Below are 15,509 nucleotides of genomic sequence, written 5' to 3' on the forward strand. Positions count from 1 at the left end.
TATCTGATTATTCAACCCAAAGCGTTTCGATCTTTTCACCAAGCCCGTTCAGGTCTTTTAGTTTATCGACAAGTCGCTCCGTGACTTTTACGCCTGAATTCAGGACAATTTTACCATCTGACAGGCGCACAGGACGGGCAAGCGTTGCCCCTACCCTGACCCTGGTTAGCAGCACTTCCTTGCCGCCACCACCGTCTTTTCTTAGGACGGAGCCGTGATGTTCGATTTCCTTCTTCTCATCGGCAGGCTGTGCGATTTTTATGTCTACATCGACTTTTTGATAATCCTCGATCTCCTTTAAGGGGCGTGCCGATTTCAAAACTCGGTTGATCCGGTCCTGCAGCCCTTTCATAGAAACGGGCTTTGCAACAAACGCATCTACATCCAGGGCCATGGCTGCAGCCACCAGGTGTTTGTCGGTATTTCCAGTCAGCATAATTAATGGCGTGTCGCGCGGGACCTTTTTTGTCCCGGTGCGAATGGCTTTTAACAGTTGCAGGCCGGTGACCTGTGGCATATTGAAATCCGCGATCACCAATTGCGCTTTATCTTCGTGATATTCAATCAGGGCAGAAAGGGCCTGTCCGCCGTCTTTTGCTTCGCGCACATCGCGAAACCCGATCTGATTCATGATGCGTGAGACAATTTTCAGTGAGAATTTTTCATCATCAACAACAAGTGCGTCCATTAATGAATAATCGATTGATCCCATTCTTCTAATTCCCTAATTGAGCGACATATTCTTTTACAACACCGAAGTTTTTAACGATGTTCTGATGGGTGGATTTGATATCATCCGGGTTCATGGAGGTTGCGTTCTTTTCAAGATATTCCAGTTCGTCCCCCAGGTCTTTGGCAGCGGCGTTGCGTGACGCTCCTTTGGCCGCATGGGCATGATCTGAAATGGCTTCCACGTCATTGGCTGCGATGGATCCTTCCAGATCCACTAGCAGTTCATCCATGGTTTCGACAAAGAAGTTCAGGATGTCGCCGAACATTTCCATATCGTCCATGCCCAGGATTTCGCCTAGCTGTTCCAGGTCCACAGGCGGTGTATCTGAAGCGACAGCTGTTTCGTCCGTCGTGACTGGTTCGCTTTCTTCAATGATCTCAGCGTCCATAGTTTCAATTGGATCCAGCGGCAGCCATTTCTGCATGGCCTCGCCCAGCTTTTCAAACTTTAGTGGCTTGACAAGATAATCATCCATGCCTGCGGACAGGCAGGCATCAGCATCTTCTGCCGTTGCGTTGGCGGTCAGGGCAACGATGGGAAGACGTTTTTCCGCCTTGTCATCAATTTCTTGTTTACGGATGGTGAGCGATAGTTCCAGGCCGTTCATTTCCGGCATGCGGCAGTCGGTCAGCAGAAGCGCGTAATCTACCTGTGACAGCTTTTCAAGCGCTACAACGCCGTTTTCTGCAATGTCATAGGCATAGCCCAGTCGTGACAGTTGTTTGCCGATAACCATTTGGTTGGTTGGATTGTCTTCTGCAAATAGGACCATCTTGTTTTCGGCAATGGCATCTTCACGGTCCATTTGCGGACGTGGTTTAATCTCATTATGAGCCTGAATTGTGCTTTCTCGGCCCGCAGCAAGGCAGGCCTGACGGATAAGGGCTGTACTTCTGACCGGTTTAAAGATACGTCCGCCCAGCCCCAATTCCCGGGCTTCCTGCATGACGTTATCGGCATAATCGGACGAGGTCAGAATGATGCTTTCGCTGGCAAGTTTGGTGTCGGCCTGCAGCTTTCTGATGGCAGCAAACCCGTCAAACCCTTCGTGGGAATGATCAATAATGGCTACATCCGGTGTGCCCTGCATGCATTTGTTCTGGGCATCTTCAAGGCTTTTGGCCCCACAGACGATGGCCCCTTGCTGTTCAAGAATTTGGGTATAGGTCAGCAAGGTATCTTCGTGGCTTTGCAGGATCAAGGCGTGGACACCTTCAAGGGCATTCTTGTCGGTTTGCGTATCGACCTCAGTCTTTTCAAGTCCCAGTTCAAACCAGAAGGTTGCCCCCTCGCCTGCTTCACTTGTGACGCTGATCTGGCCTTTCATCAATTCAGTCAATGCTTTACAGATGGAAAGGCCAAGGCCTGTACCACCGAAGTGTCGGCTGGTTGATGCATCGGTCTGTGAGAATGGTTTAAACAGCAGGCGGAGCTTTTCTTTCGAAATCCCGATGCCGTCATCCTGAATTTCAAAGCGAACAAAGGCTGTATCCCCTTTGTTTAGGATGCTGAGTACGCGGACAACAATCGCTCCGTTTGAGGTGAATTTCACCGCGTTCCCGATCAGGTTTAACAGAATTTGGCGCAGACGCGTCGGATCGCCAAGGACGCCTTGTGGGACGGATTCATCCACATGACACAGAAGTTCCAGCCCTTTGCCGCGTGCGCGAGCCCCCATCAGCTCAACTGCGCCTTCGACGACCTCGCGGATGTCAAAGGCAATGGTTTCAAGCTGAAGGCGACCTGCTTCGATTTTGGAGAAATCAAGGATGTCGTCAATGATGGTCAGAAGTGCCGTTGCTGAATCTTTAACGACCGAGACAGCTGAATTCTGTTCTTCATCCAGCTTGGTCATATGTAAAAGTTCTAGCATACCAAGAACGCCAGTCATCGGTGTTCTGATTTCGTGGCTCATAGTCGATAGGAATGTGGACTTTTGGCGAGTGGCTTCAAGGGCTTCTTCGCGCGATTGCTTGAGCGCTTCTTCGACATTCTTACGTTCTGTAATGTCGTTGATGCCTGTCATGATGCAGTCTTCGCCTTCGATATTGATCAACTGACCAGACAGAAGGCCCCAGATTTTTTCACCATATGGGGTTTCGATAATGACTTCGAAATCATCAACAAAGCCACCGTTTTTGATCTTCTGGAAAAAGGCGTCTGTTTCTTCCTGCCCGAAGAAATCTTTCAGCGAAAGCGTCGCACGTTCCACATCCACAGGGGTTGCAAATAATTCTGATGCACGCCTGTTGATCCGTCGGACTTTCCCGGTTTCCAGCGTGGAAAGGATCATCGGCAGGGGGGCGGCGTTAAAGAACCGTTCCAGCGTCAGGGCGCTTTCTTTACGTTCGGTAATATCGTTGATGCTGACGAGGAAAAGTTCTTCCCCATTGACCAGAACAGTATGGCCGGACAGTAAACAAGCGATTTCTTCGCCATATGCGGTGTTCAAATCCGTTTCAAAATCGTCGGAAAATCCTGATTTTTCTAGGATTTTACGGAATTGGGCATAGGTTCTCAGACCGAGAATGTCTTTTAAGCGCAGCTGTTCCAGATCACTGTCATCACCTGCGATAAACAGCTCATGGGCGCGACGGTTTAACCGTTTGATCCAGGCTTTATCGGTTTTGTCGATCAACAGCATCGGCAGTGGTGCCTGATCGAAGAAATCTTCATAGCCTGTGGTATCTGGCGGGGGCGTATCGCTTAACCCTATGACAGCAAATTCACGTCCATCCACTTGTGCACGACGGGCCGACGCATAACAGGTGAAATTGTCCCCAGCTTTTGGGGTAATGGTGATTTGTTGTTCAGCCAGTTCCCCCTGTAATTTGATCTGATCCAGAAGCGGTCGGATTTGAGAGGCGGCAATAAAGCTGTTAAGCGTGTCCTTGCCTGCTTCCACATCCTGTGGGTTGACCTTTAGCAGACGGCTTGCTGCCACGTTCAGTCGTGCGATTTTGCCGTTTTCAAGGGTGGCTGCAATTAAGGGGACTGGCGTTGCGTTTAAAATTGGTTCGGCGGCTTCGGAAGCGACAAATTCTTTTTTAAGCTGGGCCGTTCCTTCTGCAATTTTGCCAAGACCTGTGGTCAGGCCGATCAGAATGCACTGCCCGCCCCCGATATCCAGTTTGCGCGCAGAAAGGGAAACCGGGATTTTGGATTGGTGGCGGTCAAACACCATGATGCGGGATTCATCGATGGTGTTTTCGTTATGAACTTTGTGGAAGACGGCTTTACGTGTCGTTGGCTTCACCAGATCGTCAAAACTGCCCCATTGGGTACGGTCTTCCAAATCCATACCAAACATTTTGCTGGCTGCATGGTTGATGCGCATGATCTTTGAGGTCACCGGATGGCAAACCAACAAGGCTTGCGGTGCATTCTCAAAGATGATCTTGAGCGACTGGTTCGCATTTTCCAGCGATTTGGCGGAATTGATCCACAGGATGCGACAATCTTTCCCATCCGGCGATGGCGTAATGGCAATCTCCGCCATAAAGGCACAGCCATGCATCTTCTGTAAGAGAATGCTGGTGTTTTCTGCTTTCTGTATTGTTTCAGAAGCGGTGAGCCATTCAATGTCTTCAGGGATCGCGAGAACTTTTGCTAATTCAACCCCTGTTGCAGGTACCCCCATCAAGTCTATCATGGCCTGATTGGGATTTGTGATGTTGTTGTTGTTATCTATCTGCGCGACTGCAAATGGTATGTGTGTGTAAAATGTCTCCGGTCCGGTCACCGACGTAAGCCCTTGTTAATATTGTAGTTTATTTTTATTGAGATTTTTTCTCTCATTTCTATTCATGAATACTACAATATTCTGGAACATTAATAAATATTGCAGTTTGAAAATATTTAATTAAATCAAGCTTCTATCAGAAGTTTTAAAACGATTGTTTCAGAAGTGACTGTAAAGTAAATATATATTAGCTGGTTGCACTGCACACATTTTAACCAGCTAATTAGCTTCATCATATTGTTGGTTTTGTCTCAGGTTTTATGGATTATTCGGGACTGGTTTGAGAATAAAGAACGCATTTTTTCATCCACAGGTTATTCATTTATGATGGGGGCTGATCAATAAAAAAGGCCATCTGCAAGAGATGACCTTTTGGAAGGGAATTTGAAGGGCTTAAATCACACCTGGGAAAGCACCGCCATCAAGCAAAATATTCTGTCCGGTCATGAAACCAGCCTGGGAGGAACACATAAAGGCGCACATAGCGCCAAATTCTTCCGGGTCGCCAAATCGCCCGGCGGGATTGGCAGCCATGCGGTCTTTGCGCGCGGTTTCATAATCGACACCTTGAGCCTTGGCCTGACCGTTGACGACTTGTGCGATCCTGTCCGTGTCAAACGGGCCGGGCAGCAGATTGTTGATGGTGACGTTGTGGATAACTGTTTTGCGTGCAAGGCCAGCAACGAACCCAGTCAGGCCCGCGCGTGCACCGTTGGACAGGCCCAGCACATCAATGGGGGCCTTTACAGCGCCGGATGTGATATTGACGATACGGCCAAACTTGCGATCAATCATGCCATCAACGGTGGCTTTGATTAGTTCAATCGGGGTCAGCATATTGGCATCAATGGCCTTGATCCATGCTTCCCGGTCCCAGTCACGGAAATCACCGGGTGGAGGGCCACCCGCATTATTGACCAGGATATCCGGGTTTGCATTGGCTTCAAGGATGGCGGCTCGCCCTTCTTCTGAGGTGATGTCACAGGCTATGGCAGTGACGGACACGCCATAGGTATTGCGAATTTCATCTGCGGTTGCTTCCAGTGTGTCTTTTGTGCGTGCACAGATGGTCAGATCAACCCCTTCACGGGCCAGATTGACGGCACAAGCCTTGCCCAATCCCTTTGATGCGGCACAGACAATTGCCGTTTTTCCTTTGAGACCAAGATCCATAACTATGCGTCCTTTGTTTGTGTTTTTTTGCTGTAGATGAAGACGGCGACAAAGGCGACGCTCCCTACGACTTGGAAGATAAGGTTGCCATGCGGCCACATCAAGAGCCAGCTCACTCCTAAAAGCCCAACACGCAGAACAATATTCAGCGGACCTTCGAGATATCCTTCCATAAAGCCAATCAGGGCATAGATACCAAGGATGGAGGTGACAAACAGGATGGCGACCTCTTCAAACGTCCCGCCGATTAGTGGCGTGTAGGCAAACAGCAACGGCACGATATAAAGCCCTTTGGCCACTTTCCAGGCAGTCAGGCCTGTTTTCATCGGTGGGGTCTTGGCAATGGCTGCGGCAGCAAAGGCAGTCAAACAGACAGGTGGCGTGACGTTACTATCCTGGGATAGCCAGAAGATGATCATATGGGCAGAGATCAAAGCAGCCGTCAGCAGTTCCGGGCTCAAAGCCTGTTCCAGCAACGTCTGTTTGAAATCACTCGGCACGAGTGTCAAAAGCGCATAGGCGTCACTTGCCAGCATGGGGCCGTTTAACATGTCCAGCTTATCAGGTGCTGCCAGCATAAAGATGGCCTTGGCTTCTTCGGGCAGTGTACCGTTCATCAGCGCATTGATCATGTGACCGTCTGCAATCAGGTTGTAAAGCGCAGGCGCTGATAGGGTTGCAAGTACGATGTAGGACGCGGTGACAGGCAGTCCCATCCCAAGTACAAGAGAGGCAATGGCGACCAGCAAGAGCGTGATCAGCAAGCTTCCGCCCGCCCAGTTGGTAATCATCAGCGAGAATGTGTTACCCACACCCGTTGTGCCGACCACATTGACCACAAGACCGATCGCGACAAGGAGAATGGCGGTGGATGTCATATTCCAGGCCCCTTGTGAGAGAGCTTCCAGCACTTCCTTGATTTTCATCGGGGTTTTAGAGAACCAGGATGCACCGATCACCGACAGGATCGCAAGACCAGCCGCATAAGTCGGGGTAAAACCATAGATCAGCAAGGCGACCAAGATGGCGATGGGCAACAGGGAATGCCAGCCACTTTTAAGGACGTCAATGAAAGGCGGTGTTTCCATCTCCACATCCTGTGTGTGGGACCGTTTGGCTTCGATACGCACAAAGAACCCGACAGACAGGAAATAGAGCAATGCGGGGATGGCCGCATAGGCGATGATTTCAAGGTAAGAGACTTGGGTATAGGTCGCCATAATAAAGGCCCCTGCCCCCATAACTGGTGGCATTAGTTGCCCGCCTGTGGAAGCTGCAGCTTCGACACCTGCGGCAAATCGTGCCGGGAAACCAGCTTTGCGCATTAAGGGAATAGTGATGACGCCTGTGGATACGGTATTGGCAACGGCAGAGCCGGAAACCGACCCCATCAGGCCGGAACCCAAGACGGCAACCAGACCCGGACCACCGATCATACGACCTGCGGCGCAGCGTGCCAGATCAATGATGAAGTCCCCTGCCCCGGATTTAACCAGAAAGGCACCGAACATGATGAACATGAACACATAGGACCAGGAAATTCGTGCGATGGGGCCGAACATACCTTCGCCACCATAAAAGCTTCTGAACAGCAGGGTTTCAAGGCTCAGACCCGGAAAATGGAACACACCGGACAGATATTTACCCCACCAGAAAACGTAAGTGAGCGCAATCAGGATCAAGGTTGGGATAAACCAGCCAGCTGTGCGACGCACCAGTTCAAGGGCAATGGCGATGGCAAGGATGGAAACAATCCAGTCGCCTGTTTCAAATTTTACACCGCGATCATATAGGGCAGATTCATTTAAAATCAGATAGATGGTGCAGCCAATGGCGGCGAGACCAATGAGAATATCAATAATCAAGAAAGGTTTTGTAAGCGGGCTGTCAGCGCTGGTGCGGTGAAGCGGATAGATCAATGCACACAGGAAGGCAAATCCGCCAAAGTGCATGGCTGCAACCCAAAGACCGGGCAGTGTCCCGATGGTATTAAAATAAATATGCGATCCCGCAAGCACGATGCCGATGATGAAAATTAAACGACCAACGGGGCTTTGATCCATATGACGAACGCCATGGTCTTCCTGAAATTCGCTTAAATCGGGCGCCGTATCTGTTTGGCTGCTCATGGGAAGTCTCCGAAAATTTCTTAAAAAAAAGGTGGGTAACCAGGATCAGGTGTTATCGAGGGCCTGATCCACGGGGAAGTTACCCACCTAGGTGTCCTACTAGGGAAGCGTTTGATTACTTGGCAATCAAACGTGCAGGAATTTCAATGCCTTGCTCACGATAGAAACGGGCAGAACCTGGGTGCAGCGGCACAGGCAGGCCAGCAATTGCTTTGTTCAGCGCCATTGCTTTGGTTGCTTTGTGAATACCGTTCAGGAAAGGCAGGTTTTCGTAGATTGTTTTGGTGATCTTGTAAACTGCATCTTCGTCTACATCAGCGCGTACCGCCAGGAAGTTTGGCTGTGCGATTGTGTTGATGGCTTTATCTTGACCCGGGTATGTACCTGCCGGGATCACGTAACGTGTCCAAAGCGACAGATCACCATTTGCTTTTTTCATTTGATCATCAGTGAAATCAAGGATGGTCAGGTCTTTACCCAGTGCAGCAAATGCACGTGTGATCGCACCAACAGGTGGGCCAGCCGGTACGTTGAAGCCAGAGATTGTACCGTTCTGGATGGCATCGGCAGATGGACCATAACCAAGGTATGCCACATCAAATGTGCTGTCTGTATTTACACCCAGACCGGACAGGATGTGACGGCCAGAACCTTCAGTACCGGAGTTTTTCTTACCGATAGAGAATTTCTTGCCTTTGGCGTTCATCAGGTCATCCACAGTACCGGATTTCACCAGATCAGACTTCAGACCGAAATGTTCAACGTTCTGCCACAGCATGGATACGGCGCGCAGGTGTTTTTGTGGGCCGGACTCTTTTACCTTACCCGTACCGTTCCAGGCCCAGGCGCCATAGAGGCCTTGGAGAATGGCAAATTGCGCTTCATTTTCACGAAGAAGTTTGACGTTTTCACCAGAGCCGGCAGAGCTGATGGCAGAAAGTGAGATCTTCTGTTTTGGTTCCAGCTTTACTTTGGTCAGTGTGGCAAGGGCAACACCCACTGGATAGTATGTGCCACCTGTTGTGGCCGTTGCAAGGATGTAGCTTTTCTTGTCAGCAGCTTCAGCAACGCTTGTACCAAGGGCGGCAACCACAGCTGCGGCAGCTGTCAGACCTTTTAAAAACTTAAAGGATTTCATGTGTCATATCTCCCAGACAATGACGATTAAAAACATCTTATGGGGCTGATATTCGCAAGCGCCGTGCCAATGATGCGCCGCATGATGAAATTAATTTAAGATATTGATTTTAATATATTTTATGGCTGGTATCGATTTTGTGCGATGCGCAGATGAGCAAAATCTTGCCTATGGTTTTTCTGATATCGGCAAGCCCTTGCTTAAAAAGGATTTTTTAAAGGAAATCTTCTCGCTTTATCCCTAGGTCCTGCATTTTCTGATTCAGGGTACGACGCGGCAGGTCCAGGTCTTCCAGAACGTCCTTGATATTGCCGTTATATTTACGCAAGGCACTTTCAATGATCTGTTTTTCAAAGGCTTTCATGCGATCTGCCAGACTGTGATTGCCCTCCCCGGTCTGGGGTTGGCGCAGGATGCTTGCAATGCGTTGGGTCGGGCTGGCAGAGGATAAGACATAGCGTTCTGCAGCGTTCTTAAGTTCGCGCACATTGCCTGGCCATTTATGAGTCAAAAGCGCATCACTGACATCAACACTTAATGGTTCGACATCGCGGTTATAGGTTTTGGCCGCAGCCTGCATGAAATATTCAAACAGCAAGACGATATCACCGCCGCGCTCACGCAAAGGTGGTACACGGATTTCAGCAACATTCAGGCGATAATATAGATCATCGCGGAACTCACCTTTTTCACAGGCAGTCATTAAATCCATATTGCTGGCACTGATCAGGCGGATATCGACGGGTACCGGGTCATTGGCCCCCAGTCGTTCGATCTTTCTTTCCTGCAGGGCACGCAGAACTTTGACTTGTAAATTCAAAGGCATAGATGAGATTTCATCCAGAAACAGCGTGCCGGAACTGGCATGTTGCATCTTACCAACACGTGCGCCCTGCGCGCCTGTAAAGGCCCCTGCCTCATGGCCAAACAGTTCGCTTTCAAAGATATTTTCCGGCACAGCGCCACAGTTAATCGCAACGAAGTGATTATCTTTTCGCGTGCTGAAATCATGCAGGGCTTGCGCGACAACTTCTTTGCCCGCGCCTGTTTCCCCCTGAATGAGGATGCTGGCGTCCGTGCCTGCCAAATCCATGATATCGCGGCGCAACTGCTGGATGGCGTCAGAATTGCCGATGATGCGACTGGCCAGGTCTTGCGGGTTATTCAGCTTTTGTTTCAGCGCGCGGTTTTCAATGATCAGTTTGCGTTTTTCACTGGCGCGCTTGATGGTATCGACCAGCGCTTCGGGCTGAAACGGTTTTTCGATAAAGTCATAGGCCCCTTTCTGGATGGCTTCGACGGCCATGGTGACATCGCCGTGTCCGGTAATCAGTACGACCGGGATATCTTTATCGATGGCGAGGGCAGCATCCATCAGTTCCAGACCGGACATGCGCGGCATACGCACATCAGTGACGATGACGCCTGCAAAATCAGGCGTGATAACGTTCAGCGCAGGTTTGGCTTCGGAAAATTCCATGACATCAAAGTCGGACAGTTTCAGCCACTGGCTTGCCGCCATACGCAGGGTTTCTTCATCGTCGATCAGTATGATGGGGCCAAGGCTGGTCACGGTTTTGATCCTTTAGGAAACTGAATGGTAAAGCAGGCACCATGGTCTTTGCGGTTACGCACTTTTAACTGTCCGCCCAGGTCCGAGATAATGCCATAAGAGATATATAGGCCCAATCCCAGCCCATCCCCAACTTCTTTTGTGGTAAAGAACGGATCAAATATTTTATTGAGATGTTCTTCATCAATCCCTTCACCATTGTCTGCGATATCAATTTCTGTGGTGGTGTCTGTCTGGGTGATGGTCACGCTAACCTGTTTATTTTCATGGTCTTTTACTGCATCAGCAGCATTGCGGATCAGGTTGGTAAAGACCTGTTCCAGACGCACCTGATCGGCCAGAATTTCAACCGCTTCAAGGTTGATATCCAGGTCAACTTTTTCTTGATCCAAGGCAGGTTTCAGATACCCGATCACCCGTTCCAGCGTTTCTTTCAAATCAATCTGGCTTAGATTTTCCGGGCTTTTGCGGGCAAAGGTTTTAAGCTGTGATGTGATGGCAGCCATGCGTTCAGTCAGTTGACTCACCATGGTCAGGTTCTTGTCCACCTCATCGTGGGCAGCACGTTCCAAGAATTTCTGTGCGCTGGCACTAAAGGTGCGGATGGCGGCGATGGGCTGATTGAGTTCATGGGCAATGGCGGCGGACATGCGGCCCAGGGCGGCCAGTTTTTCTGCCTGAATAAGTTCACTTTGGGCTTCGCGCAGGTTCTTTTCCGTTTCGCGGCGCACATGGATTTCGGCTTCCAGTTGTTCGTTTGCTTCACGAATGCGTTGGGCATCCTTTGCTTCGCGCCGTGATCTTATTTTTTGGCGGCGTTCGCGCAAGAAAAGAAGGATAAAGGCGACTACAACCCAGGAGGCTGCGGCCAGCAAGGTGTCCTGATGGACGGTTTGTTGCATCGGTTTCAGGTCAGACAGATAATGCAAGCGCCAGCTCAGGTCTGGCAGCTGGATGGATTGTTCCAGAAAGGCGGTTTGCTTAAATTCCACCTGTGTGCCCAGTTCCGTTGCCTTACGTTTCATCGGCGCAACATTTAAAGGCTGGTCCAGATATTGGATGGTTTGCAGGCGCTTTCGGGTATTGGGTGACAGTTCGCGCATGGTGCGATAACGCCAGTCCGGGATACTGGACAGAATAAAGACGCCGAATGCATCACTGACCGCGACATTTTCGCCCAATTCAGTCCAGGTTTTTTCCAGCTTGGAAAGATCAACCTTGGCAACCACAACGCCCAGCAAAGTACCTTCGCGAAAGACAGGATAGGAAATGTAATAGCCGGGAAAACGGGTCTGTACACCGACGGCATAATAATTCCCGTTCTGCCCTTTCAAAGCGTCCTGAAAATAGGGGCGATAGCTGTAATTATGCCCGACAAAGCTTTGATCAGAGCGCCAGTTGCTGGACGCCAGTGCCGTGCCATCACCAGAAAGCACATAAAGCGCAGAAGCTTTTGAATTATTGGCGTAATCTTCCAGATGCTGGTTCACCACAAAGGGATCCCCCTTGCCTTCGATCAAGGCTTTGACCCGCTGATCACGCGCAAGGATATAGGGCATGCTGCGATATGTATCCAGTTCTTTACGCAAGGTGGTGGCATAAAGTTCCGCGCGAGAATGACCGCTGAAACGCAGGTCGTTTAAGGCATTGGTTTCGGAATAGATGGTGATCCGCCAGACAAGGAAAATGCCGACAAACACAAAGATCGCAATCAATAACGATCGGTTAAGTCGCATGTCTTAACGCCCATTGAAAGACGGGGGATGTCGGGTCTGCCAGCGCATCGGCTACATCAAAGTGGGTTGCATTTTCCAGCCGGATCAATTCTGCCGACAGCCCCTGTGCTGTAAAATGTTCCACCCCTTTTTGCGACTGCATTTCAAAGCCGTCGCCTTCCCAATCGCCATAAACACACAGGACCGGGCAATTGACAAAACAGGTCTTGCCAAAGGGGCTGAGGTTATGGGCCATTTCATGAGACAGGCCGACGTTGCCGTTAATCGTCGTGTGTACCAAGGGCGTCAGGCTGAACAGCCCGCTCAGGCAGACCGCGCTTTTAATCACCGTATTATGAACATGATGGTCCCCGCGACTGTCCCAATCCGTCGTCAGAAGGCTCCCGACCAGATGACCGCCCGCAGAATGGCCGCTGACATGGATGTCGTGCGGGTCGATGCCCACACTTTCGCCTTCTTCCCAGGCCCAGGCGACGACTTCGCGCACCTGTTCAACAATATGGTTTAAATCCACATTGGGGCAGAGATCGTAATTGATGATCAGGGCCGCAACGCCATTTTCCACAAAAGGTTTGGCGATAAAGCTGAAATCGGATTTATCCATAGCCTGCCAATATCCACCATGGATAAAGATATGCAGCGGCACCAAACGATCACTGGTTCCCAATGGCATAAACAGGTCCATGGTACTAAGCGGGGTCTGACCATAACGTAGATCATATTGGGCATTTGCAGTCGCACGAAAGGCGGCGGAGCGATCATGCCAGTGTTGGAAGATCTCCAGCCAGTTTGGCACGCGTTCACGCACGTTATAATGTTTTTCCTGAATTTGATCGATCTGCATATGCATTCGAAATTCAAACCCCTAAATAACGGTGTTGCATCTCTTTGTTATCTAACAACTCTTTTGAGGTGCCCGTCCAGACAATTTTACCTTTTTCCATTACATTATGCCGATCTGCAATACGTGCCATGGCTTCCGGGTGCTTATCAATCACCAAAATGGCCTGGCCGGATTTCTTGAGATTATGTTCCAGCACATGCCAGATCTCATCTCGGATAAGTGGGGCCAGCCCTTCGGTTGCCTCATCCAAAATCATGAAGGACGGATTGGTCATCAAGGCCCGTGCAATCGCGAGCATCTGCTGCTCCCCACCTGATAATGTACGGGCATATTGCTTGTACCGTTCCCCCAGACGCGGGAAGAGATCAACGACGCGTTCCACCGTCCAGGGTGTTTCGGTTTCTGCATGATTGGCCGCTGTGGCAATCAAATTTTCATAGACCGTCAGGTTCGGGAAGGTCTGGCGACCTTCAGGCACATAACCAATACCTGCCTGTGAGATTTTATAAGGTGCAAGCTTTGAAATCTCCTGTCCGTTAAATAGAATGGACCCGTTACTGGCTGGTGTCAGCCCCATCATGGCGCGCGTGGTCGTGGTTTTACCCATGCCGTTGCGCCCCATCAGCGTGACAACTTCACCCGCGTCGATTTGCAGGTCTACACCGAATAAAACCTGGGACGGGCCATAGCAGGCTTCAACCCCTTTTAATTCCAGCAACGCCATCAGCCGTCCCCCAGGTAAGCGGTGCGCACATCTTCATTGGCGCGGATTTCATCGGGTGTTCCGGTCACGATGCAATGTCCGCGTACAAGGACGGAGACTTTATCAGCCAGTGCGAAGACAACGTCCATATCATGTTCCACCATCAAAATCGTGATCTTGCCTTTAAGCGGGCGTAGAACTTCCATCATGGCCTGACTTTCCGTCTTGCCCATCCCAGCCATGGGTTCGTCCAGCAGCAACATCTTGGGTTTGGTCGCCAATGTCATGGCCAGTTCGATCTGGCGCTGCTGCCCGTGGGCGAGATCGGTCACGGGCGTGTGGGCGATATGGTCGAGGCCGACTTGTTTTAAGACCTCCATCGCCGGATCGATCAGGCTGGCGTCCGTGCGGGCTTTTTTCCAGAAACGGAAGCTGTGCCCGTCTGTTGCCTGAATAGCGATAGCGACGTTATCAAGGGCCGTAAATTCCGGGAAGAGGCTGGTAATTTGGTAGGACCGTTGCAGGCCGAACTGTGCCCGTTTATGGATTGGCCAGTTGGTGATGTTTTCTTCGTTAAAGATGATGGTGCCGCTGTCTGGCATCATCTCCCCGCTTAACTGATTAATCGCCGTTGTCTTGCCTGCACCATTGGGGCCGATCAGCCCATGAATGGTGCCTTCTTCCACAGACAGGTTTAATTGATCGGTAGCATGAAGGGCGCCGAAAGATTTGTTTAAACCAATGACGGAAAGGATATTAGCCATCTTTTGATCCCTCCCCGGCCAGGAAACCATAGATACCGCGACGGGCAAATAGCACCACCAGCAACAGGATCGGCCCAAGGACGATCATCCAGTGTTCGGTATAAGCGGATAGAACTTCTTCTAATAAAAGCAAGGCCGCTGATCCAAAGATCGGGCCGATCAAGGTGCCCATGCCGCCCAGCAAGACCATGACGATCAGCTCACCAGATTTGGTCCAGTGCATCATGCCGGGACCGACGAATTCGGTTAGATTGGCAAGCAAACCACCTGCCAGTCCAGCACCTGCTCCGGCAATGGTGAAGGCGATCAGTTTATAGCGGATGGTGTTATATCCAAGGGCTTTCAAGCGTTGTTCATTTTGTTTACAGCCACGCAAAACGCCGCCAAAGCGGCTGTTCACCAAACGGCGTGCAATGAACCAGAAAGCAAAAAGAAGGCTAAGGCAGATAAAGTAAAAGGTCGTGCTGTCAGACAAATCAAGGCCCGGGATTTCACTTCGACCCCAGACATTCAGGCCATCTTCACCGCCGTATGTGGGCAGCGAGATCAGGAAATAGAACATCATCTGGGCAAAGGCCAATGTGATCATGATGAAATAGACACCTGTGGTGCGTAGGCTCAATAGCCCGATCAAAAGGCCCAACAGGCTGGATGAAATGATAGCTGCGGGCAGATGAATGATGGCGGCGGTTGATCCCGTCCAGTTTCCGGGTAAAAATGGTACGACGGAGCTTTCAAAGCTGTGATGGGTCAGGATGCCCACACTATAGGCCCCTACCCCTAAAAACATCGCATGGCCCAGGCTGACCATCCCGCCATAGCCGAGGATGATATCCAAACTCATGGCCGCAATAGCGTAAATGACGATCCGGGTGGTGAGGTCAATCCAGAAGGGTTCATTCAGCGCCGTTGCGATAAATGGCATGCTGATGAGGGCTAAGATGGTGATGATTTGAACGTTACGCACACGCATG

The 15,509-nt window shown here is 50.4% G+C and carries 11 protein-coding genes; all 11 read right to left on the minus strand.

All coding sequences use genetic code 11. The features are described 5' to 3' along the window. Positions 1-7: 7 nt before the first annotated feature. The 11 genes from RYZ26_RS03335 to RYZ26_RS03385 all read right to left on the minus strand — a co-directional run bounded on the left by RYZ26_RS03335 (position 8) and on the right by RYZ26_RS03385 (position 15,508). The gene (locus tag RYZ26_RS03335; protein WP_317681735.1) at positions 8-712 is read right to left on the minus strand and encodes a response regulator; all 705 of its coding nucleotides are present in this window, start codon (positions 710-712) and stop codon (positions 8-10) included. 4 nt (positions 713-716) lie between these two features. Then, positions 717-4,373, minus strand: a complete 3,657-nt coding sequence (locus RYZ26_RS03340) for a response regulator (RefSeq protein WP_317681736.1) — start codon at positions 4,371-4,373, stop codon at positions 717-719. 495 nt (positions 4,374-4,868) lie between these two features. Beyond that, positions 4,869-5,648, minus strand: coding sequence for an SDR family oxidoreductase (locus tag RYZ26_RS03345; protein WP_317681737.1), 780 nt, complete (start codon positions 5,646-5,648; stop codon positions 4,869-4,871). Between the two features lie 2 nt (positions 5,649-5,650). Next, positions 5,651-7,777 (minus strand): TRAP transporter permease, encoded by a 2,127-nt coding sequence (locus tag RYZ26_RS03350; RefSeq protein ID WP_317681738.1) that lies wholly within the window; start codon positions 7,775-7,777, stop codon positions 5,651-5,653. 115 nt (positions 7,778-7,892) lie between these two features. Beyond that, entirely contained in the window at positions 7,893-8,915 is a 1,023-nt protein-coding gene (locus RYZ26_RS03355) for a TAXI family TRAP transporter solute-binding subunit (protein WP_317681739.1), read from the minus strand. A gap of 214 nt (positions 8,916-9,129) precedes the next feature. Beyond that, positions 9,130-10,488 (minus strand): sigma-54-dependent transcriptional regulator, encoded by a 1,359-nt coding sequence (locus RYZ26_RS03360; RefSeq protein ID WP_317681740.1) that lies wholly within the window; start codon positions 10,486-10,488, stop codon positions 9,130-9,132. After that, positions 10,485-12,224: a sensor histidine kinase gene (locus RYZ26_RS03365; RefSeq protein WP_317681741.1), complete on the minus strand. Its 1,740-nt coding sequence runs from the start codon at positions 12,222-12,224 to the stop codon at positions 10,485-10,487. Before RYZ26_RS03365 ends, RYZ26_RS03360 begins: the two co-directional genes overlap by 4 nt. After that, entirely contained in the window at positions 12,214-13,074 is an 861-nt protein-coding gene (locus RYZ26_RS03370; protein ID WP_317681742.1) for an alpha/beta hydrolase, read from the minus strand. The genes RYZ26_RS03365 and RYZ26_RS03370 overlap by 11 nt, the downstream gene beginning before the upstream one ends. 7 nt (positions 13,075-13,081) lie before the next feature. Beyond that, positions 13,082-13,792, minus strand: a complete 711-nt coding sequence (locus RYZ26_RS03375; RefSeq protein ID WP_317681743.1) for an ABC transporter ATP-binding protein — start codon at positions 13,790-13,792, stop codon at positions 13,082-13,084. Next, positions 13,792-14,535, minus strand: coding sequence for an ABC transporter ATP-binding protein (locus RYZ26_RS03380; RefSeq protein ID WP_317681744.1), 744 nt, complete (start codon positions 14,533-14,535; stop codon positions 13,792-13,794). Before RYZ26_RS03380 ends, RYZ26_RS03375 begins: the two co-directional genes overlap by 1 nt. Beyond that, entirely contained in the window at positions 14,528-15,508 is a 981-nt protein-coding gene (locus RYZ26_RS03385) for a branched-chain amino acid ABC transporter permease (protein ID WP_317681745.1), read from the minus strand. The genes RYZ26_RS03380 and RYZ26_RS03385 overlap by 8 nt, the downstream gene beginning before the upstream one ends. Position 15,509: the final 1 nt, after the last annotated feature.

It is taken from the genome of Terasakiella sediminum (genome assembly GCF_033100395.1).
GTDB lineage: Bacteria > Pseudomonadota > Alphaproteobacteria > Rhodospirillales > Terasakiellaceae > Terasakiella.